Annotated in this window: 12 protein-coding genes; 8 read left to right on the top strand and 4 right to left on the bottom strand. The window is 65.8% G+C overall.

Annotated features, from left to right (window positions below; genetic code table 11):
* Positions 1-446 precede the first annotated feature (446 nt).
* Genes VN634_00815 through VN634_00805 form a run of 3 tightly spaced genes read right to left on the bottom strand, consistent with a single transcriptional unit; the run spans position 447 to position 4,688 of the window.
* Complete coding sequence (locus VN634_00815) at positions 447-1,886, bottom strand: hypothetical protein (GenBank protein HXC49397.1); 1,440 nt, start codon at positions 1,884-1,886, stop codon at positions 447-449.
* Positions 1,887-1,888: 2 nt separating this feature from the next.
* Positions 1,889-2,779: a hypothetical protein gene (locus VN634_00810; protein ID HXC49396.1), complete on the bottom strand. Its 891-nt coding sequence runs from the start codon at positions 2,777-2,779 to the stop codon at positions 1,889-1,891.
* Between the two features lie 7 nt (positions 2,780-2,786).
* Entirely contained in the window at positions 2,787-4,688 is a 1,902-nt protein-coding gene (locus tag VN634_00805; protein ID HXC49395.1) for an FHA domain-containing protein, read from the bottom strand.
* A 22-nt stretch (positions 4,689-4,710) separates the two neighbouring features.
* Between VN634_00805 and VN634_00800 the strand changes: the two genes are divergently transcribed.
* The 6 genes from VN634_00800 to VN634_00775 all read left to right on the top strand — a co-directional run bounded on the left by VN634_00800 (position 4,711) and on the right by VN634_00775 (position 17,550).
* Complete coding sequence (locus tag VN634_00800) at positions 4,711-6,192, top strand: multiheme c-type cytochrome (GenBank protein ID HXC49394.1); 1,482 nt, start codon at positions 4,711-4,713, stop codon at positions 6,190-6,192.
* Between the two features lie 173 nt (positions 6,193-6,365).
* Entirely contained in the window at positions 6,366-8,714 is a 2,349-nt protein-coding gene (locus VN634_00795; protein HXC49393.1) for an FHA domain-containing protein, read from the top strand.
* Positions 8,715-8,727: 13 nt separating this feature from the next.
* Complete coding sequence (locus VN634_00790; GenBank protein ID HXC49392.1) at positions 8,728-10,674, top strand: heme-binding protein; 1,947 nt, start codon at positions 8,728-8,730, stop codon at positions 10,672-10,674.
* Positions 10,675-10,715: 41 nt separating this feature from the next.
* Positions 10,716-11,801: an FHA domain-containing protein gene (locus VN634_00785; protein ID HXC49391.1), complete on the top strand. Its 1,086-nt coding sequence runs from the start codon at positions 10,716-10,718 to the stop codon at positions 11,799-11,801.
* A gap of 31 nt (positions 11,802-11,832) precedes the next feature.
* Positions 11,833-13,695 carry a hypothetical protein gene (locus tag VN634_00780; protein ID HXC49390.1) on the top strand — a complete coding sequence of 621 codons (1,863 nt, stop codon included), beginning with the start codon at positions 11,833-11,835 and terminating at the stop codon, positions 13,693-13,695.
* Positions 13,696-13,707: 12 nt separating this feature from the next.
* Complete coding sequence (locus VN634_00775) at positions 13,708-17,550, top strand: hypothetical protein (GenBank protein HXC49389.1); 3,843 nt, start codon at positions 13,708-13,710, stop codon at positions 17,548-17,550.
* Positions 17,551-17,832: 282 nt separating this feature from the next.
* On the opposite strand, the gene VN634_00770 is transcribed toward VN634_00775, so the two are convergent.
* Positions 17,833-19,599, bottom strand: a complete 1,767-nt coding sequence (locus VN634_00770) for a glycoside hydrolase family 15 protein (GenBank protein HXC49388.1) — start codon at positions 19,597-19,599, stop codon at positions 17,833-17,835.
* Positions 19,600-19,659: 60 nt separating this feature from the next.
* Between VN634_00770 and VN634_00765 the strand changes: the two genes are divergently transcribed.
* On the top strand, positions 19,660-21,930 hold the full coding sequence (locus tag VN634_00765; protein ID HXC49387.1) for a trehalose-6-phosphate synthase: 2,271 nt from the start codon (positions 19,660-19,662) through the stop codon (positions 21,928-21,930).
* Positions 21,927-22,676 (top strand): trehalose-phosphatase, encoded by a 750-nt coding sequence (gene otsB, locus VN634_00760; protein ID HXC49386.1) that lies wholly within the window; start codon positions 21,927-21,929, stop codon positions 22,674-22,676. The genes VN634_00765 and otsB overlap by 4 nt, the downstream gene beginning before the upstream one ends.
* Positions 22,677-22,681: the final 5 nt, after the last annotated feature.

The following is a 22,681-nucleotide window of genomic DNA, read 5'->3' as shown; positions in this document are numbered from 1 at the left end:
CCTGGGCAGGTGCTCGAGACACCGATCACTCTGAGCGCTGATGCATCAGACGAAACCTGGGTCACATTCCCCGGGGAATGTTCGTGCGGCAGAAACCCGCGCCGGCCGTGCTGCGCATCCCAACAACAAGTCCATCACCGGCAGCGGCATCGACACGAGCTGGTTTCCAGCCGAATGAATCAACGCTCGACGCCAACCAGGCCATACGATCGTCCGGCGCCGTGACCTGCGGTCCACGCGACGAAGAATAATCAGGCTGAAGTTCCTGAGGATGATGCTGCCGCCAATCCGGCGGAGCCCATTTGATCAAAAACCCGAAACGGGGCCCCGCACAAATCCACGAAGACCCGTTTTTATATCGGCGTCGCAAGAGCCGGTGATTTTAAAACCTTGAGACAGCAGCGCGGTGACAAGGTCGGTCTCCTATTGCGCGGCCGAGACTTTGCTTACTTGGGCGCCGCGCCCCCCGGAATCTCCCACCACCCCTGCGTCCGCAGCGGCGCCGAGCGCGCGCGCTTGGCCGCGCCTTGCCCACAATTCCCTTTTTCCCCGCACTCCGCCTCGTTCCCGTGCGACGCGAGCGTGCCGGCATCGCGACGCTTCGACGTGTCGTGGTACAGGTGACACGACATGCAGACGGCTCCCGCCGACGCGCGTGCGCCGTCGACGTGGCAGCGCTGGCAGACGGCCTTGTCCGGAAGGTTCGTGTCGGCCGTCTCGCGACTCTCCGCGACATGCGGATGGCACGACTCGCACGGCATCAGCTCGTGACGCCGGTGGGAGAATTCGCTGCGCAACAGCCAGCGTGCGGCGACGGCCGTCGGCGCGATCCTTGGGCTAGCGGGGTCAGTGGGCATCGCGGCAGGATCTTCGCGCGGACCATCTTCGTAGTGGCACAGGAAGCAGCCCTTGTTCAGCTCGTAGAGCGGCGCCGTCGGCGACGTGCCGTCGGTGCCGGGAGCCACGAACGGCTTGTAGAGATCCTTTTCGAGCGCGGCGACCGACAGGCGTTCCTTGCTGAAGCCGGGCCGCGGCACGCGTCCGACGATGTGCGGCGGAGACAGCAGCTCCGGTGACGGCGTTGCGATCTTGTCGAGCTGGCTGCGCAGCTCCGCCGACGTGACGGTCCCGATCGATGCCGCGACATCGAGCAGCTGCCGTCGCAGATCCTCGTGGATCACTTCCGGCGTGTCGTGCAGCGCCTCGATGCTTCCGGTCGGCCCCTCGACGATCTGCTGGTGACAGCGCTTGCAGTCGGTCGCGAAACGAACCGGCTGCATGAGCCTGCCCTGCGGGTCGATGCGGTGACAACTCGGGCAGCCGAGCGGGCGCTCGTTCTCCGGAATCTGGTCGGACGTCAGGTGAATGCGATGATTGAAGCGAAGCCGCGCCGGATCGTGGTCGCGTTTTCCTTCGCGAAGCGCATTGAACTCGGGATGCGCGGCGAAAGTCGCGATGCGGCGCTCGACGACGGCGTCCTTGCCGCTGGTCTCGAGGTCCGCGTGACACGCGACGCACGCGTTGCTGCTGACCGACAGGAACACATCGGTCGAACGATGCTCGACGTGGCAGTGCGCGCACTGCGGAGTGCCGACCTCGTTCGGCGCATGCACGCGCGCCGAATGGCAGCCGAGGCACGCGGCGTCGGTGACGTTCTGAAAGGCGTCATGACAGCTCTCGCAGCGGTCACCGAAAAGGGCGTGATTGCTCGAGATCGGTCGCGGCAGGTACTGGCGCGGTCCGAGGAACCAGTGCATCACCAGCCAGCAGCCGAGAGCCGAAACCATGCACACGAGCGCGGTGGCGACGTAGTAGCGCCGGAACGTGTCGCGCCCCGGATAGCCCGCCAGCCGCAGGCGCCTTGCGATGTCCTTGCTCGACAGCATCGTCAGTACCGCAGCGCGAACCAGATGTGGATCGCGACGAGCAGGAACAGCCCGATCGAAAGCGGTGCGTGGACGAACAGCCAGTTGTGCAGCCACGCATGGAGGCGAAGCTGCAGATCGAGCTGCCTCGACTCGTCGCAGATCGCGCGCAGCTGTTCGATGCGCGGCAGCAGCTCGGGCGGCATGTCGGGTGCCGCCGCCCGAAGATCGGGCATCGGCATGCGCGAGCCGGCGTTGCGCCGAAGATACGGCCTTACGTACGCAACGTAGAGCGCGCGCAGCGGCTCGGCCCCGGCCTGCGGAGCGGATGCCGGCTCACGCCGCGGCTCGGCTTTCCACCCGGCTTTCTTCTCGGCCTGCAGCCACGTCTGCTCTTCGGCCGCTTCGGCGATCGGTCCGGTCACGTTCGCGACCAGGTCGTACGCGTCGGCCGCGAGGCGCGCACGGACATGCTCGATCTGTGTGCGGAGCGTCTCGGCCGGCAGCAGGTCGGTCATCAGCCGCGGAAGAACCTGCTGCAGCATGAGACCGGCGAGGCCGCTCACGATGACGATTGCGAACAGCACCATCAGCGCCGTGGTGAGCGGCCCGCCTAGAGCGAAGCCGCTGTGAAACAGGATGAGCGGCACGCTGAGCAGCCCGCCCCACAGGTGCAGCGTCATCCATGCGCGCGCGCTTCCGATGCGGCGCGTGCGGAAGCGCTTTCGAACCGACAGCAGCGCAGCCAGTACCATCAGCGTGGTTCCGGCGATTCCGTAGCAAAGCCCGGCAAAGCTTCCGCCGGACGGACCATACAGAGCGGTCGTTGCGTAATGCCGGTAATAAAGGCCGGCTCCGATGGTCGCCAGCGCGAATGCGGCCGCCGGTGCGCGATGATCGCGATTGATCAGCACGCGAACATCACAGTACTTGCAGATCGGCGGGTGCGAGGAAGTCTGCCGGCTTGACGCGGATCGCCGCATCGTGCGGGCACGCGTACACGCAGCTTGGGCCGTCGAGCCCGGAGCACAGGTCGCAAACCGTGGCGCGCAGTTTCCCGGACGTCAGATCCACCGGCCCTAGCGGTTCGGCCGGACCTTGCGGCGCGGCCAGATCGACCATGTTGATATTGCCGAACGGGCAGTTGTTCGCGCACAGGCCGCAACCGATGCACCAGTCCTCGATGTGGACTTCGAGCGACTCCGTGCGTCGAATCGAGCTGACCGGACAGCCGATCATGCACTTGGGATCGGTGCACGAACGGCACGCGAGCGTCACCAGGTACTTGCCGAAGCGCGGCCCGTCGCGCGTAAAACGCGGGACGCCGTCGTGGGCATCGGCGCACGCACGCACGCATTCGTCGCAGCGCGTGCAGCGCTCGAGATCAATCAGCAGCGTGTTCTGCGAATTGTACAGATTGAGGTCGACGATCTTCTTGAGGAACGCCTGCTCGGCCGGAGCCGAAGGCGCCGTCGTCGAAAGGATCCGGCTGAGCTCGTCGGCGACGTCGGCAATGCGCTTGTCGTTCCCGGCTACTTCGCGCACGGCCGCAACCGGAATGCGGACGATCTCGCAGTTGTCGAGCGCGGTGGCCGTTGCCGCGCGCGCCCGCGTCGGCCCGCCCGCCGCGACTTCGGCGATTTCGAACGTGTAGTCCTCGGCGAGCGTGACGCGGTCGCCGACGCCGACGATCGCCTCCTGGATGCGCGCGCCGTTTACGAACGTGCCGTTGTCGGTGTTCTCGTCGAATACGCGGATTTCCTGCACGTCGCCTTCGCGCACTTCGAAGCGGCAATGGCGCCGGCTGAGACTCGCGTGCTCGGGGCCGAACGGAATCGTGGCCGATTTGCGGCGGCCGATCGTCACCGTTCCGGTAAGCGGTACGCTCTCGGTGGCCGCACCGCTCGGACCGATCCGTCGCAGGACGAGCTGGCGCACCGGATCTTTGACCAGCAGCGCTTCGAGCCCGAGCGCCGTACCGCGCGCGGCGTAGGTAAGAATGCGCTCGCCTCCGGGCATGCGTCGCGACAGCTTCACGGTGCCGCTCGCGACCACGAGCAGGCTGTCGGCGTCGGTGCCCTCCTCGTAGAGCACGCCGTTGTCGAGGTCGTCCTGCGTGACGAGCTCGGCGGCTTCCGCAAGCCGCTCGCGCTGCTCGGGCGTGAGCGCACCGAACAGCTCCTGCGCAGACAGCGCGCCGCGGATCGTCGCACCGCGATGAAAGTCCTCGACGGCGGCTCCCGACTTTCCGCTCGATCGCACGGTGTCGAGCACCGAGCGCAGCATCTCGACCACGCGGCAGTCGGTCTCGGCGCGCACGCTCGCTTCGCGCGGATGAAAGTTGATGCAGGTGTCGATCCCGAAGAAGTCGCCGGGCCCGAGCTTGCGCGGGGCCGCGGCAACGCTGCGGTGCAGCGTCGCGCTGGAAGTCACCTCGCCGATGCCGACGCGCGCAGCGACCGGCTTCTCGGAGCGGGTACGGCGTGAGAACAGGCGCGCAAGGCGGCGCAGCGAGCGAGCCGTGCGGCCCGGAGGCAGTGCGGGCTCGGCCGCATCCGGAACGAATGCGGTGGCCGCGCCTTCGAGGATCAGGAAGGCCGTCGATCCGTACGCTCCTGCTTCACAGATCGTGTCGCCGGCCTTGAATTCGCGGATCACTGCAGCGCGGATCGGCTCGCCGGTCACGCGATGGACGAGGTTCTCGCGCAGCTTGTCGGCGAAGTTCGACTTGCGTCCGGCAAAGAACGGAATCTCGGCGAGCTGTTCGGGCGCGATGGCTTGACCGGATGAAAGGCCGAAGTCTATAGTCGAATTGCTGCTCATCAAGATAGTGAAGATAGTCCGGATGCTTGCCTTCGATCTTCGCCGGTTCCGTCGTGACGAGCGGCGAGAATCATATCCGCCGGTACAGAGCTCAGGCAAACGAACGATCCGGGCACTCGTTCCATTCTCTCCCCGCAGCGGCCTGCTGACGGCGGCCATTCTCTCGATCGCGGTCGTCGCGGTGCCGCGCGCTCGCGCGGACACCGAGGCCAGATTCTTCGGAGACACGTCGTGCGGAAAATCGGCGTGCCACGGCGGGGCGGTTCCTTCCAATCCTCCGCACACCGGTTGTCGCGACGTGCCGAGCTCGTGGAAGTGGGCCTGGACCCAGTGGCGCAACAAGCGCGTCGACCACCACAGCCGATCGTACGAGACGCTGCTGCGGCCCGAGTCGCAGGCGATCGGCCGCTACATGCAGATCAACCCGACGCAGAGCGAGAAGTGCCTCGTCTGTCATGCTCCGGCGGCCACGGCGATGCCCGGCGGAAACTACCAGCGCAAGGACGGCGTCACGTGCGAGCACTGCCACGGCGGCTCGGAATTCTGGAAAGAGGCACACAGCCAGAGCGACTGGAAGCAGAAGAAGCCCGAGTTCCTCGCGAAGGGCTTCTACGACAACGCCAATTTCCGCCTGCGCGCCGAGAAATGCGCGCAATGCCACGTCGAGATCGATCATGAGATCCTCGCCGGCGGCCATCCGCCGCTGCAGTTCGAGATGGTCGCCTACGCGCAGCTGATGAAGCACTGGAACGATTCGGAAGATCGTCCGTCGAGTCCCGACTGCGCAGATCCGACGCTGTGGAGCATCGGCCAGCTGGTCGGGCTTCGCCATGCAGCATCCATGATTGCCGAGCGTGCGGGCGACTCGGACTACCAGTCGCTCGGCAAGAGCCCGCACTTCCGTGACCGCAACTGCTACAACTGTCATCACAAGCTGGTCGAAGACGGACTGCGGCAGGCGCGCGGCCACTTTGCGATGTCGGAGATCGTGCTTTCGGTGCTTCTGCCCGGCGAGAAGGCCAGTCTCTCGTCCGCGTGGGAACAGCTCGTCGCTGCTGCCGGCAGCGACGCGGCGTCGGCCGAGCGGCGTGCCGGCGAGCTCAGCGCGGCGGCCGCGGAATACTCGCGCCGCCTGGCTTCGAGGTCGGTCACGCGATCGGAGGCGCAGATGCTCCTCAGCCGGATCACGTCAGGCGCATCCACTCTCAAGCAGGTGCGGCGCTTCAGCCACTCTTCCTCGCCGAGCTCGAACGTCGAGAGCGTCGACGAAGTGAACCTTCCATGGTGGTACACCGCCGGCACACCGGAGCAGACCGTGCTGTCGATTCAGGCGCTGTGTACTCCGGCTTTCGATCTGATGGGGGGAACGCGCTGCAGCGGCGGCAAGGGTATCGATCCCGACCTCGGAAAGCTCATCGATGCGACCGATCGCTTCCGCTACGACCCGGCCGAATTCTCCCGGCTCCTGTCCGAGATCCACCGCAAGCTCTTTGCCGGAGAATGACCGTCGCGGCCGGCGGAAGCCTCTGATCCGCCGCCGGTTTCCTTGACACTATGAAGGCCTGAAAGGTAGGTTGCCGCGCCTCGCCGGCGACGTTCGCCGGCAGGAAAACTTCCCGCAAGGTGACCATGCCCCCCACGGACACAAGCGACTATACGGTTCGTGGCACACTGCGTGTGTCCGAGCCGCGCGAGCTTCCCGATATCCTCGACGTGTTCATCGCCGGCGGCGGCCCGGCAGGTACCGCGGCCGCGTTTCGCGCGACCGAGCTCGGGCTGTCGTGCCTGATCGTCGAATACGACGACGCGATGTCGCGCATCCGCGACTATCCGAAGGAAAAGCACATTTATCCGGAGTACGGCGACGACGAGAGCCCGTTTCCCGCCGGCGGCGAGCTCATGGCTTCGCTTCAGTTCGCGGAGGTCGACAAGGACGACCTCGTGGCGGACTGGAAGGCGAAGTTCAAGACCGTCAACCTTCCGCTCAAGGTCGGCAGCGAGTTCCTCAGCCTTGCTGCGGGAAGCGACGGTGTGTTCGAGATCAAAACCTGGAATCACCGGATTCAGGAAGAAGTCGTTTACCGCGCGCGCAGTGCGATCCTGGCGCTCGGCGCGGGCCGGCCGCGACGGTTCCAGATCCCGGGCAATCTCGATGGCATGGCGTTCCGTCTCGACGATGCCAAGGACTACGCGAGCGGGCCGACGCTCGTCATCGGCGGGGGAACGTCGGCGGCCGAGGCAGTCATCGCAATCTCCAATGCAAAGATCGCGGCGGGCGATACGTCGAACGTGTACTGGTCGTATCGCAAGAGCCAGATGCCGCGCGTCGAGAAGAGCCTGAGCGGCGCGTTCTTCGATGCGTACGTTGTCAACGCGAACGTTCGCTACCTGCCGTTCTCCGAGCCGATCCTGGTGCTGACCGCGCCGGACCGCAACGAATACCTGTCGGTGCGCATCGACCGCAAGGTCATCGAAGGCCGCCCGACCGAATCGCTGCACATGGAATTCCCGAAGAACCGCGTCGTGGCGTGCATCGGCGGCGACGTTCCGCACCAGACGCTGCAGAAGTTCGGCGTCAAGGTTCCGACCATCGACGGCGAGCCGTACATCGTGGTGACGCCCGACGGCGAATGCTCGGTACCGGGCGTGTTCCTCGTCGGCGATCTCAAAGGAACGCCCGAGTATTACCAGTGCACCGACTTCGCCGACACGGCCGGATACAAGAAGCGGCGCGACAAGCGCAACATCAAGATGGCGATGCGCGACGCCGTGCGCGCGGTCGAAGTCATCGCAACGCGGCGCGGAAAGCTCGAGCAGCCCGCGGCTCCGGCGAAGACGAAGAAAGGCTCGGACGCCACCGTCGTCTTCAAACCCGAAGCGCGTGACGAAGCGCCGGTCGCGATCGAGGATCGCCTCGTCAGCCTGCTGCCCGACGGTTCGCCGGAAGGAACGTTCTCACTCAAGGGCGAGACGACCCGCATCGGCCGCAAGACCGACGGCGTCGCGTTCGACGATCCGCAGATTGCAGACCACCACGCCACGGTCACGCGCAAGGACGGCAAGCTCGAGCTCAGCGATACCGGAAACGGATCCGGTGTCTGGCTGCGCGTGCGCAACGAAGGGCACACGCTCGCTGCCGAAGACCAGGTCTGGCTCGGCACGCAGATCATTCGCGTGATGCGCCAGGGCGCCGGCTGGGGACTCGAGCATTACAACGGACGCGGCGAGTACCAGCGCACGCACGAGCTGACCGACAGGGGAATGGTCGTCGGGCGAGCGGCCGACGTGACGCTCGATGCGAATGACCGCGCACTGTCGCGCGGGCACGCACGCTTCAGCCTTGCGTCCGGTGCGGTCGTCGTCAGCGACATCGGAAGCACCAACGGAACGTTCGTCAAGCTGAGCCGCCCGACGGTTCTCGCCAACGGCGACGAATTCCGCGTCGGCAAGCATCGCCTGCGCTTCGAATCGGTCGCGACCGAAGAGCCGATCGCGCCCGGCGCGCTCGTTCTCGAAATTCCGGCCGCAAGGCCGAGCGTTCCGCCGCCGCCTGCTGCCGCAGCTGCACCCGCTGCCGCGGCATCGGGAGCAGCACCAGCGGCGCCGGCCGCTGCCGCAGCACCGGCCGCGGCGCAAGGCCCGAGCGTCAGCTTCGAGGATGCGAAACATCCGATTTCGTTTCCGGTCGCCGACAACCGCGACGTGCTGCATTCGTTCTTCGATTACCTGAAGGCGAAGTACCCGGACACCGACCTCAAGCGCTGCGGCCTCGACAAGTCGAAGAAATGTCCGGACGACCACTACAAGGAACCGCTCGACTGGAGCTGTGAGGTCGGAACGTGCGGCTACTGCGCGGTGCAGATCGTCGACGGCGCCGACCAGGTCGCCGAGTCGAGCAATCCCGAGCTGGAGAAATCGACGTTGCAGAACGTGCGCCACGTGTCGCCCGACCTCGGCAAATACAGGTTGGCCTGCCTGACGCGCGTCAAGGGTGCCGCGACGCTCAAAGTCGTGCCGAAGTCCTGACGGAAAACCTGCGATGACATTCTCAACGCCCGGCACCTTCCTGCGCGCGCTCCTGTTTGCGGGCGTCGCTGTCTTCGGCGCGAACCTCGTCGCCTGCGGCGGCGGCGGAGGAGGCGAGAGCAGCGAGGATGCGCCCGATTTTCCCGCGCGCGACGAAGCCAGCAGTGCATTGGTCCTGCAGGGCGACCAGGTGCGCGCGATCATGCAGAGCGCCGCTCGCGCGCAGTCGCGCCCGGTCGCGGTTGCGGTCGTCGATCGTCGCGGCGTCATCCAGGGCGTCGCGACCAACTTCGGCAGGGACGAGGCGTACTATGCGGACCAATGCGTCACCGCCTGCCCGCTTGCCGACATTCCTCTCGACTCCTCTTCCGACTGCGCAGTGATCAACCGCGCGGTCCAGCTTGCGCGCACCGCAGCATTCTTCAGTGCGAACGAAACGCCTCTCACGTCGCGTTCGGTGCGCTTCCTGAGCGGCGAGCATTTTCCGCCCGATATCCGCAACACGGGCGCGGCCGCGTTGTTCGGCATCGAGAACACCAACCGCGGCTGCAGCTTCGATGCGCTTCCGGGTCTCGGACCGGTTCGTCCGGATCTGCCGAACGGCGACGGCACAGATGTCGACCGGCGCCGATCGGACGCAGCGCTGGTTCCGCGCGCGACGGGTCTCGCGACACTGTTCGACGCGGACCTCTCCTGCACGAGCAGCGTCGTCGAAGACGACAAGTGCGGCTGCACGACCGGCATCGCGACGCTGCCCGGCGCAGTGCCGATTTATCGCGAAGGCGTGATGGTCGGCGGCGTCGGAGTGGCTGTTCGCGGGATTGCAGTCGACCCGGATCCGGTCGCCGCATTCGATGCGCCGCAGCAGATTCTCCGCCGTGACGACCGCGACGACGCGTTCGCTGCCGGCGAGTTCGCGGCTCGCGCATTTGCGGGCGACAACGCCGGGATCCCGACGGTCAAGCCCAAAGGCCTGACCGATCTGTGCACTCCGACGCCGGGCGTCGATATGCCCGCATGCTGCGCGACATCGTGCCGCTTTGGAATTCTTCCGCCGCTGCCGCGGTCGATCGAGCCGGTGATCTTCGTCGACGGCATCGAGATTCCCGAAGTCGAGCACGACCCTCACGTCAGCGGCATCGGGACCGGCGCGCCGCTTACCGAACCGTTCATTGTCGATCCGCTGGATCCGGCCGATCCGCCGGTTGCCGATGTGGCTGCTTCCGGCTGGCTCGTCACCCCGCGCGGCGCGAGCGCCGGCGGCGGACCGCTCTCGTCGGACGATGTCGAATCGATCATCAATGCAGGCCTTGCCGAAGCGCAGCGCGTGCGCGCCGCGATCCGGCTCCCGCTCCAGCAGCGAACCGCGATGGTGCTTGCGATCAGCGACCTCAATGGCGAGTTGCTCGGTGTGTTCCGCATGCCGGATGCGACGGTGTTTTCGATCGACGTCGCCGTCGCCAAGGCGCGCAACGTGACGTACTTCAGCAGCGAAGCGATCCTTCCGCTCGATCGCCGCGACTGTCCCGACCCGTCGGTAGCCGGCTGCGACGACGAGTTCTTCTTTCCGGCCGGCACGGCGATCACGAACCGCACCATCAGCTTCGCGTCGCAGCCGTTCTTTCCGCCGGGAATCGACGGAAGCGATCCGGGCCCGTTCCGCCGGATCTTCGTCAACGATTCGGCAAACCCCTGCACGAACGCGGGCGAGCCGGCCAACGGCCGCCAGAACGGAATCGTGTTCTTTCCCGGCAGTGCGCCGCTCTACGTGGACGGCGTGCTGGCAGGTGGTTTCGGTGTCAGCGGTGACGGCGTCGAGCAGGACGATCTCGTGACCGCCGCCGGTACGCAGGCTGCACCCGGGTTCGAAGCACCCGAAGACATCCGCGCCGACCAGATCCAGGTGCGCGGCGACATCCGTCTGCCGTATCTCAAGTTCAACCGAAATCCCGGCGACTGATCGACACTTGCTGCGATGACGAAACGAGCACGCCGAGCGCGATGACCGACGAACCGGAAAAGGATTCTCCCGACGACGGCACCGTCATCCTCACGGATGCGCCGCCGAAGCTGCGTCCGGGAGAAGCGCAGCGTCCTGCGCCCGCCGCGCCGGTTCCTGCGCAGGAATCACCGACGGCTCCGGTGGCGACTCACGCGGATGAAGACGAGGACGGCGACGTCACGCAGGTGCTTCCGCGCGGCAAGCCGCCTCACGAATCCACGGTGCAGATCGAAGCTCCGCCGCCGACTCTGCCGTCGCGCTCCGACGCAACGACTGCCGTTCCCGAAGGTCCTCCAGCGGCGCTTTCGACATCGAGACCTGCAGCATCGCCGCCCGCTGCGAAACCGCCCGCATCGCCCACAACGTCATCCACACCGGCGGCTGCACCATCACCGCCTGCCAAAGCTCCCGAAGCCCGCGAGCCGGCCAGAGCGGCAACGCCCGGCTCCGAACCAGCGCGGGTTACCGAACCTGCGAAGCCTTCGCCTCCGGCCGCAGCACCGCCAAAGCCCGCTGCTTCTGCTGCTGCACAGCCGCCGGCTGGCGGCACAAAGGCCGCTCCGCCAAAGCCAGCCGCAACCGGACGCATCGCGACTGCCGACGACACCGATCGTACGCGCGTGGTTTCGCTTCGTTCGACCGATGCGTCGACGGTTCGGTGGGAGGACAGGTCCGAACGACCGTGGATCAGCCTCGAGCACGTCCTGCCGCCGGACTTCGCGGGCGTGGAGCGGCTCGACAAGGAAGTCGCGATCGTCGGTCGCTCGCTCGAATGCGACGTGCGTCTGTATTCGGCCAGCGCTTCGCGCCAGCACGCCCGCATCGAGCAGCGCGAGGACGGCTGGTATCTCGCTCCGATCGAAGGCCGGAGGGTAATGGTCGATGGCCAAATCGTGGAAGACGAGATCGAGCTTCAGACCGGCATGCGTCTCAGCTTCGGCGACGATGAGCTTCTGGTCGTCGATCAGGAAGACCCGCAGCCGCGCGAAGATTCGCGAAAGACGCGCTGGCAGGTCGTGGTACCGGTCGTGCTCGCAGGCGCGGCGAGTCTGCTCGTTCTCCTGTGGCTGCTCGGAATGCTCTGACCGGTCGTTCCGGCACCGCGAAGCAGGTTTCATGATGCCCGCAGCAAACCTCTTTCTCATTGCGGCCCTGGTGATCGGCGCGTCGATCGCACGCGCCGAAGAACCGAACGCGGCGCCGGCCGACACGATTCCCGCCGCGTCGCCGAACGCACCGCGACCGGCACCGCCGTCACCGAATGCGCCGCAGCCGGCTGCGTTGCCGCCCGCCGCGCCGAACGCCGCGGGGCCGGCCGCCGATGTCCCGGTGATTGCGCCGGACGAAACCGCTGCGCCGCGAGTGCTCGGTCCCAACGAAGCGCCGCCGATGACCGAAGAGCAGGCCGCGGAGGCCACGACCGGATCGGCCACCGTGCTCGAGCCCGTGAGTGACCGCTGGAACATCCTCAAGTCGCCGTACCGGTGGTTCGATCCGTACAATCGCAACATTCTCAAGGGCGACTATCCGATCTGGGGCGACGAGATCTTCCTCAAGCTGACCGGCATCTCGAAAACGTCGATCGAAGGCCGCTCGGCGCCGACGCCGAGCGGAGCGAGCGCCGAGGGGCCCGGCAGCGACAAGTTCTTCGGCGACAAGAACGCCGACATCATCGACCAGAAGTTCGCGCTGCGCGTCGACCTGCAGAAAGGACTGACGGCGTTCCGCCCGTTCGACTGGCAGCTGACGGTCGAGGCCGTCGGCGACGTCAACCATCTCGGCGTCGAGGAACGCGGCAACGTCAGCCCCGACGTGCGCGACGGCACCACGCGCACGACCAGCGACGTCGCGCTGCAGGAAGCCGCCGTCGAAGTGCACCTCGCCGATCTCTCGACGCGGTACGATTCGGTTTCGGTGCGCGTCGGACGCCAGCCGTTCAACAGTGATTTTCGCAGCCTGATCTTCTCGGACGTGAACCAGGGCGTGCGCCTGTTCGGGTCGGCCGACGGCAACCGTTACCAGGCCAACCTGCTGTATTTTTACCAGGCCGAGAAGGACACCAACAGCGAGCTGAACACGTTCGACATCCGCCACCAGCAGGTCTTCGTCGGCAATCTCTACATCCAGGATTTCCTGCAGCTCGGCTATCAGACGCAGTTCAGTTTCCATCTCGACCATGACGACGGCGTCGAGGACGGCCTCGAGTTCGACAAGCAGGGATTCCTCGTACGTCCCGATCCGGTCGGCATCGCGCAGCCGCACCAGGTCAAGGCGTATTACATCGGCTGGACGGGCGAGGGCCATTTCGGCCCGATCAACGTGAGCCACGCGCTCTACGAAGTCGTCGGCAAGGATTCGAACAGTCCGATCGCCGGTCGCGGTACCGACATCAACGGGCAGCTCGCGTTTCTCGAGCTGTCACTTGACCGCGACTGGATGCGCTACCAGGCCTCCGCGTTCTTCTCGTCCGGCGACGACGACCCGCGCGACGCGCACGCGCGCGGGTTCGACTCGATCCTCGACAATCCGAAGATCATGGGCGGCGAGTTCAGCTACTGGAACCGCCAGAGCATCCGCATTGCCGATCGCGGCGGCGTCGCGGTCACGCAGAGGAACAGCATCATTCCGGACCTGCGCAGCAGCAAGATCCAGGGCCAGGCGAACTTCGTCAATCCCGGCATCGTGATCGCCAACCTCGGCGCGAGCGCGGAGCTGACGCCGACGCTGAAGCTGGTCGGTAACGCGAGCTACCTTCGCTTCGTCGAGACGCGGCCGCTCGAGATCCTGCTCAAGCAGGCGTCGGTCAGCAACGACATCGGCATCGACATCAGCCTCGGCGCCGAATGGCGCCCGTGGCTGAACAACAACGTCATCGTCAAGCCGTTCGTCGCGGTGTTCCAGCCGCTCGGCGGATTCGCCGACATCTATCAATCGGGCACGCTCTACCAAGCCGGCGCCGAGCTGGTGCTGGTGTTCTGAGGAGGAGGCGTCATGCGTACTCGACTGCATATCGCCGCGTGCCTGCTGGTCGCTGCTGCCGCCGTGATCGCCGGGCCGGCCGCGCCTGCGCTCGCCGGAACCGAAACGCTGCTGCTTCGCCAGACCGACGCCGAGGCGGCGGCCAAGAGCGAAGGATGCCTGACGTGTCACAACGGCATCGAGCCGATGCACAAGTCGGGACAGGTCAACCTCGGGTGCACCGATTGCCACGGCGGAACGAGCTCGATCCGCGCGTCGGGGCTCGCGGCCGGCAGCGCCGACTACGCGAATGCAATGAACCGCGCGCACGTACTGCCGCGGCATCCCGAAGACTGGAAGGATCCTAAGAATCCGTCGCGCATCCTTAGCGCCAATCCCGAGCGCACGTACACGCTGCTCAACCGCGAATCGCCCGAGTACATCCGCTTCAAGAATCCGGGCGATCTTCGCGTCGCGGGCGAGACGTGCGGCAACTGCCACCGTGAAGACGTCGATCACGTTCACAAGAGCCTGATGGCGACGTCGGCGATGCTGTGGGGCGGCGCCGCGTACAACAACGGCATCACGAAGCTCAAGCGCTATATCTTCGGTGAATCGTACAGCGCCGACGGCGTGCCGCAGCGGATTTCGAGCGCGAAGCCGCCAACTCCCGAAGAAGCGGCCCGCGGCGTCCTGCCGTCACTGGTTCCGCTGCCGCGCTGGAACGTCGTCGATCCGCCGGATCCGGTGCGCGCGTTCGAGCGCGGCGGGCGCGTCGACCGCTCGAACGTCGCCGAAGTCGGCAACCCGAACCTCGGTCCGTTTCTCGACGAGCCCGGACTTCCCGATGCAAAGCTCGGCACGCGCGGCCCGGGGACCGACCTGCGCATCAGTGCCGGCGTGCTCAATCTTCAGAAGACGCGGCTCAACGATCCGATGCTCGCGTTTCTCGGCACCAACGATCATCCCGGCGACTTCCGTTCGAGCGGATGCACGGCGTGTCACGTGGTCTACGCGAACGATCGCGATCCGGTGCACTCCGGGCCGTATGCGAAGGCCGGCCATACCGGCACGTACCGCGGCGGCGACCCGACCATTCCGAAGGACGAGTCCGGCCATCCGATCGAGCATCGTCTCACCAAGGCGATTCCATCGAGCCAGTGCATGGTCTGCCACATGCATCAGCCGAACTCGTTCGTGAACACGTACTTCGGCTACCAGATGTGGGATTACGAAACCGACGGCGACCTGATGTGGCCGAAGGAGCAGCGCTATCCGACGGTCTCTGCGCCGACGCCGCTCAACGCGAAGGATTCGGCATCGATGCACACGAGCCTCGAGCGCGATCCGGAAGAAGCGGCAGTGCGCGGCCTGTGGACCAACGAGGATTTCCTGCGCCAGGTCAGCACGCTGCCCACGAAAGAGACGCGCTTTGCCGATTACAACGGCCACGGCTGGATCTTCCGCGCGGTGTACTGGCAGGACCGCAAGGGAAATCTCCTCGACAAGAAGGGCGCGAAGATCGACTGGAACGCGCCGGACAAGCTCGACGACGCGGTCCAGCTGATGGACATCCACGCGGAGAAGGGCATGCACTGCGTCGACTGCCACTTCCGCCAGGACGCGCACGGCGACGGCAACATCTACGGTGCGTATCCGGACGCCGTCGAAGTGCAGTGCCAGGACTGCCACGGATCGGCGACCAGAAAGGCAAGTCTTGCGACCAGCGGTCCGGCCGCACCGAAAGGCGGACACAGTCTCGAGAACGGCATCACGCCGTCCGGCAAGCGCCGCTTCGAATGGATGTTCGACGGACCGACGAGCCGCCTCATGCAGCGCTCGATGGTCAACGACAACGTCGAGTGGGAAGTGAAGCAGGTCCTCGACACGATCGATCCGACCAACCCGCGCCTCTACAACGAGAAAGCACGCTACGCGAAGACCATCCGCAAGGATGGGCAGTGGGGCGGGTTCCCGAACGACCCGAACGCGCTCGCGCACGGGGAGACCGAGATGGCGTGCTCGTCGTGCCACACGTCGTGGGTCACCAGCTGCTTCGGATGCCACCTGCCGCAGCAGGCCAACTGGAAGAAGGACTCGCAGCATTTCGAAGGCGGCGACTCGCGCAACTGGACGTCGTACAACCCGCAGGTCCTGCGCCACGACATCTTCATGCTCGGCAAGCACACGACGAGCAAGGGGCACATCATCGCACCGGTGCGCTCGTCGAGCGCGGTGATGATAAGCACCACCAACGCCAACCGCGAGCGGCTGTACATCCAGCAGCTTCCGATCTCCGGCGAAGGCTACAGCAGCCAGGCGTTCAACACGCACTTCGCGCACACCGTCCGCACGCGACAGACCCAGCCGTGCTCGAGCTGCCATCCGTCGGCCGCCGGCGACAACAACGCGTGGATGGCCCAGGTGCTGACCCTCGGCACCAACTTCGTCAACTTCGTCGGCCGATTCGCATGGGTCGGCGAGGACGAGGGGATCGAAGCGGTGGCCGTGACCGAATGGGACGAGCCGCAGGCCGTGATCGGCAGCAACCTGCACAAGCTCGCCTATCCGAAAGAATACGAGAAGCACGTCGCCAACGACGCGCAGTTGAAGGAGAGCCACGAGCATTCGGCGCAGACCGTCCACTGCCTGCAGCTTCGCGGCGAATATCTCTACACGGCCAACGGCACGGACGGCCTGCGCGTGTTCGACGTGGCCAACATCGACAACAAGGGCTTCTCCGAGCGCATCGTCACCGCGCCGGTCTCGCCGCTCGGACAGCGCACGTACATCAAGACGCCGAACGCCACGTGCGTGGCGCTCCCGACCAACATGCCGATCCACTACGACCGGCCGCACGCTGCCGAAAACGAAGAGCAGCCGATGCATCCGTTGTATCGCTACGTCTACGTCACGGATTCGGAGGAAGGCCTCGTCGTCGTCGACGCCGACATGCTCACCGACGGCGATCCGCAGAACAATTTCCTGAAGCGCGTCGCATCGTTCAATCCGGACGGGCTGCTGACCGGCGCCAGGTACATCACGATTGCCGGATCGTTTGCGTACGTGCTGACGCCGCACGGACTCGTGGTGGTCAGCATCGACGACCCCGTTCATCCGGCCGTGGTTTCATCGATTGCGCTCGACGATCCGAGGTCGATTGCCGTCCAGTTCCGCTATGCGTTCGTGACCGACGGCAACGGCATGAAGGTTCTCGACGTCACGTCGCTCGACCGGCCGCGCGTCGTCGCCGGGCTCGATCTCGCCGAAGCCGGCGAGATCTACGTGGCGCGCACGTACGCGTACGTTCCTGCCGGCAGCCAGGGCCTTGCAATCGTCGACATCGAGCGCCCCGAGCATCCGTTCCTTCATCAGATGTACAACGCCGACGGACAGATGAACGACGTCCGCTCAGTGCGCATCGGCGCCACCGGTGCGAGCGTGTTTGCCTACGTCGCCGACGGAAAGAACGGGCTGCGCGTCGTGCAGCTGATCGCGCCGACCGAAACGCCCGGCAACTCCGGTTTCAGCCCGACGCCGACGCCGCGCCTGATCGCATCGTACAAGACGAAAGAGCCGGCGATCACGTTGTCGAAGGGAATCGACCGCGATCGCGCGGTCGACGAAAGCGGCAACCAGGTCAGCGTATTCGGCCGCCTCGGCTCGCGTCCGTTCTCGCGCGCCGAAATGGAGGATCTGTTCCTCGAGCGCGGCAAGCCGTTCACGGTCTCCGACAAGCCGGCCGGAAAGCCGCGCGCGTTCGTGCTGCCGTACGAGCTCGTCACGCCGAGCTTCTCGCCGACGGTGCCCGAAGGCGTGCCGGTGGTTCAGCCGGCCGCAGCGGTGGAAGAGCGAAGGTTGCCGGGCCGCGACTGAGCTCCGAAGCGGTCGTTCGGGAAACGCCGAGCGACGAGAGCGTCCGCAACACGAGCCGGGCGCCGCGGCCATCGCCCCGCGGTTGACGGCACGACACCGATCACTCGAAGCGATGATGCATCCCAAGCGCTGATGCATCGAACGAAACCTGGGTCACATTCCCCGGGGAATGTTCGCGCATCGGCGAGATTGCTCCGTCTCACATCGATAAAGGCGCGTCCGATCGCACCCGTCACGATCGCCGACATTCCGCGCGGAATGTTCGTGCAGTCTGCCGCAACGTCATGCTACCTCGCCCCAGCGCGGCGACGCGGCGAAGGCCGCGTGAATCATCCCGACGTGCGAATACGCCTGCGGGAAGTTGCCCCACATCATCCCCGTCTTCGGATCGACGTCCTCCGACAGCAGGCCGAGCGGCGAATGCACGTCGGAGATGCGTTCCATCATCGAGCGCGCTTCGCGCACGCGGCCGGTCGCTCCGAGCGCCTCGATCAGCCAGAACGTGCACAGCGTGAACGCGACGGTGGGAACGCCGAAGCCGTCGTTGGTGCGATAGCGCCTGAGCCAGCCGTCGAACAGAAGGTCGCGCTGCACGGCGTTGACGGTCGCGACAAGACGCTCGTCCGAGGGATCGAGGAAACGCAGGGAGACGGCCTGCAGCAGCGCCGCGTCGACTTCCGTACCGCGATAATCGGCCACCAGGCATCCGCGCGACGGATCGAGCGCCTCGCGCAGGATCTCGTCGCGGATCTTCGCGGCGGCCTCGCGGAACTCGGCGGTGTCGGCCGGACGGTGAACTTCGGCAATGCGGCTCATGCGGTCGGCGGCCGCCCAGCACATCAGCGTGCTGAACGTCTGCGGTCGCCACTCCGCGCGATACTCCCAGATGCCGGCGTCGGGTTGACCCGCCACGCGCACGGCTTTGCGCGCCAGCCTCTGCATGAGGTCGAGAGCGGCCGGTGTGGCCTGTTCGCGGAAACGCGCGTCGAGGAAGATCGGCGTCAGTGCGAGCACCATCTCACCGAAGACGTCGTACTGGCGATGCGTGGCGGCCTGGTTGCCGACGCGTACCGGTTTCTCGCCGAGATAGCCGGGCCAGTCGTCGAGCAGGCGTTCGTCGAGATCGGTCTTGCCGTCGATGCGATAGAGCGGCGCGAGGTCGAGGTCGCCCGATGCCGAAGCGATGTTGAGAAGGAAGTGAAGGAACTGCTCGCGCTCCTCGAAGTGGCCGAGCAGGCGGAATGCACCGAGCGTATAGAACGCGTCACGCAGCCAGCAGTAGCGGTAGTCCCACGTGCGTCCGCTGCCCGGAGCTTCCGGAATCGACGTCGTCGTCGATGCGATGATCGCACCGGTGTCCTCGAAGCAATGCAGCTTGAGCGCAAGTGCCGAGCGGATCACCTGCTCCTGGTAGAACGGCGGGATCTCGCAGTGCTTTACCCACTGTTGCCAGTAACGCACGGTCTCGAGCAGGAAGCGGTCGCACAGCGCCTCGAGCCCTTCCTCGACTGGTGATCCCCAGGACAGGACGAAATCGGTACGCGAGCTGAGCGCGAATGCGTCACCGTCGAGGTACGACAGCGGCGCGTTGGTGGTCAGGCGCAGCTCCTCGGAATATCCGTGGAAGTCGATGTGGTGCGATCCAAATTCGCGGCGCGGACGAAGCCGCGACCATCCGAGGACCGGTTCACAGCGCACGCAGATGCGCGGCGTGCCCGAAAGCGGCTCGACCATGCGCACCAGCTTGGTCGGGCGGAAGCTGCGATCGAATTGCAGGAAACGCGGCGCGAAATCGAGGATTCGAAAGCTTCCGTCGCTCGAATGGAACGTCGTCTCGACGACGTTGGTGTTCGGCAGGTATCGCTGGATGCCGGCGCTCTGGTCGGCCGGACAGATCGTGAACGCCCCTCCATCGAGTTCGTCGAGCAGGGATGCGAACACCGGAGGAGAGTCGAAGCGCGGCATGCACGACCAGACAATACTCCCCGAACGGGACACCAGTGCAGACAGCTGACAGTTCCCGATGAGGGCAAGATCACTCAGGGACATCGAGTCGCTTCTAGCACGCAGTATCTGGGCACCCAACCATCCTCGTGGTAATCATTTCGTATGCGCCGCGCAGTTCGCTTTGGTGTGGTGCTTCTCGCCGGCCTCGCTGTGCTCACACTCGTCGGTTATCTGACGAGCAGCACCATCACCGAGCGCTGGTCCGAGAACGATCTCCAGTCCCGATCGCGCCTTGCCGTGACGATCGCCAGGCGAACTCTCGTTGCCAACTGGAAAGGGAGTCGCGAGAAGCTCGCCGAGAATCTGCGCGACATCGCGCGCGAGGAGCGCGTGATGGGGGCAGCGGCGTGCGCGGCCGACGGCACGGTGCTGGCCACCACGGAGGCCTGGCCGCCGGAGCTCGAGTGCCGGACGGTAGTCGAGCGCATGAAGGCCGCCGCCGGGGGCGGAGGTCAGCTCGTCGACTTCATGATGAAGGACAAGCTCGAATCGGGTCGAGTCCTGCTGAGCGCGGTGCCGCTCGAGTCCGGCAGCACGCCGTTCGGCGTCGTCGTGCTCATGCACGATCTCGAGCGCATGCATCGGCGCGAAACCACGACGGTCGCGGTCTTCCTGCTGACGTTCTTCGCGCTGGCCGTCGGCGCGTCGTTCGTCACGCTGCTGGCGGTGCGAACCATTGCCGTCGACCAGCCGGTCCCGGCGCCGGCCGGGCCGGAGCCGGAACCCGAGCCGGAGAGCGCATTCCAGCCGCTTGCGCGCGATGTGCGCTCGCTCGTGAGCCGCCTCGATCGCGAACGACGCCGCGAGTCGAAGCTCGGGCCGTGGGACGCCGAACGGCTGCGCGCAGCGCTGCGCGAGCACCTGCAGGGAGAGCGCGTGGTCGTGCTCGCCAACCGCGAGCCTTACATCCACCAGCGAAGCAACGGCGACGTCCAGGTACTTCATCCGGCAAGCGGGCTCGTGACGGCGCTCGAACCGGTCATGCGCGCATGCTCGGGCGTGTGGGTTGCCCATGGCGGAGGTTCGGCCGACCGCGAAACCGTCGATGCCGATGCGCACATCCGCGTTCCGCCCGGCGAAGAGTCCTACACGGTCCGCCGCGTGTGGCTGAGCGAGGAAGAAGAGAACGGGTACTACTACGGTTTTTCGAACGAAGGCCTGTGGCCGCTCTGTCACGTAGCCGACGCGCGCCCGATCTTCCGATCGGAGAACTGGGAGCACTACGTCAGCGTCAACCGCAAATTCGCCGATGCGGTCTGCGAGGAGGTCGACAGCGACGATCCGATCGTGCTGGTGCAGGACTACCACTTCGCGCTTGCGCCGCGGATGATCCGGGAACGGCTGCCGCGCGCGACGATCCTCACGTTCTGGCACATTCCTTGGCCGAGCGCGGAGCGCATCGCGATCTGCCCGTGGTCCGAGGAGCTGATCTCCGGACTGCTCGGCTCGAGCATCATCGGCTTTCATACGCGCCAGCACTGCAACAATTTCTTCGATTCGGTCGATGCGTTCATGGAAAGCCGCATCGATCGCGAGATGAACGCCGTCGTGCAGGGCGCGCGCCGCACGCTCGTGCGCGCGTATCCGATTTCCATCGAATGGCCGGTGCGCTGGCTCAAGCACGTGCCGGCGGTTGCCGACTGCCGTCGCGAGGTGCGCGAAGAGCTCGGCCTCGCCGAGGATGCCCTGATCGGCGTCGGTGCCGACCGGCTCGACTACACCAAGGGAATCGAGGAGCGGCTGCACGCGGTCGACACGCTGCTGGAGCATTATCCGGAGTTCCGAGGCCGCTTCGTGTTCGTGCAGATCGCCGCGCCGAGCCGCACCAAGATCGCGCGCTACCAGGAGCTCAACGACCGGATCGAGCAGCTCGCCCGCGAGATCAACGAGCGCTGGGCGAGCGGGAGCTACCGTCCGATCGTGCTGCGGCGTTTCCATCACGAGCCGCAGGCGGTGTTCCGTTATTTCCGGGCCGCCGATCTCTGCTACGTGAGCAGCCTTCACGATGGAATGAACCTGACGGCCAAGGAGTTCGTGGCCGCGCGCGAGGACGGCCTCGGCGTGCTCGTGCTCAGTCAGTTCACAGGCGCTGCGCGCGATCTCGCCGAAGCGCTCATTGTCAACCCCTATGATCTTCGCCAGGCCGCCGACGCCCTCGCGACGGCGCTTCGCATGCCGGTCGAAGAGCAGCGCGAGCGCATGCGCTCGATGCGACGTATGGTTTCCGAATTCAATGTTTATAGATGGGCAGGGCGCATGCTGATCGACGCGGCCGAGCTGCGGCGGCGCGAACGAATCACAGGACGCCTATCGACTGCGACTCCTTCTACAGGTTCGTCTTTCGGACCTCCGCAACGGGCAGTGGGAATATGACACACCTTCTCGAAGACTCAGGAACGAAAACCCTTTCGGAGCTGGCGCATACGCGCCTGCTGGTGGCATTCGATTTCGACGGAACGCTCGCACCGATCGTTCCCGACCGTGAACGCGCCGAGATGCGGCCCGATACCAGGCGGCTCGTCGAGCAGGTCTGCTCGCTGTATCCGTGCGCGGTGATTTCGGGCCGAAGCCGCAGCGACGTCGAGCATCGCGTCGGCGGAACCGGGATCCAGCACGTGGTCGGCAACCACGGGATCGAGCCGTGCTCGCGCATGGCGCAGTTCGAGCGCGATTCCGGCGAGGCGTACCAGCGCCTGATGGAGCTGCTCGGCAACCGTCAGGACATCGACATCGAGAACAAGCGTTACTCGCTGGCGGTGCATTACCGGCGTTCGCCGCACCGTGCCGATGCGCGCCGCGTGATCCGTGCGGCGATCAAGGAGCTCACGCAGCGAGTGCGCGTGGTTCCGGGCAAGCTCGTGTTCAATGTCGTTCCGGCGGAAGCGCCGAACAAGGGAAATGCGCTGCTGCAGGTCATGAATGCCGAAGAGGTCGAGCATGCGCTCTACATCGGCGACGACGTGACCGACGAAGACGCGTTCCGCCTGGGACCGTCCGAGCACGTGACTTCGGTGCGCGTCGGACCGTCGCGATCGACGGCCGCGGAATATTTCCTGAGCGACCAGCACGAGGTGGACAGCGTTCTCGAGCAGCTCGCCCGCTTCCGCAGTGCGGCGTAGCTCCC

The organism is Candidatus Limnocylindrales bacterium (genome assembly GCA_035571835.1).
In the GTDB taxonomy this organism is placed as follows: Bacteria; Desulfobacterota; Binatia; order UBA1149; family CAITLU01; genus DATNBU01.
This window is presented reverse-complemented; position numbering and strand designations above follow the sequence as displayed.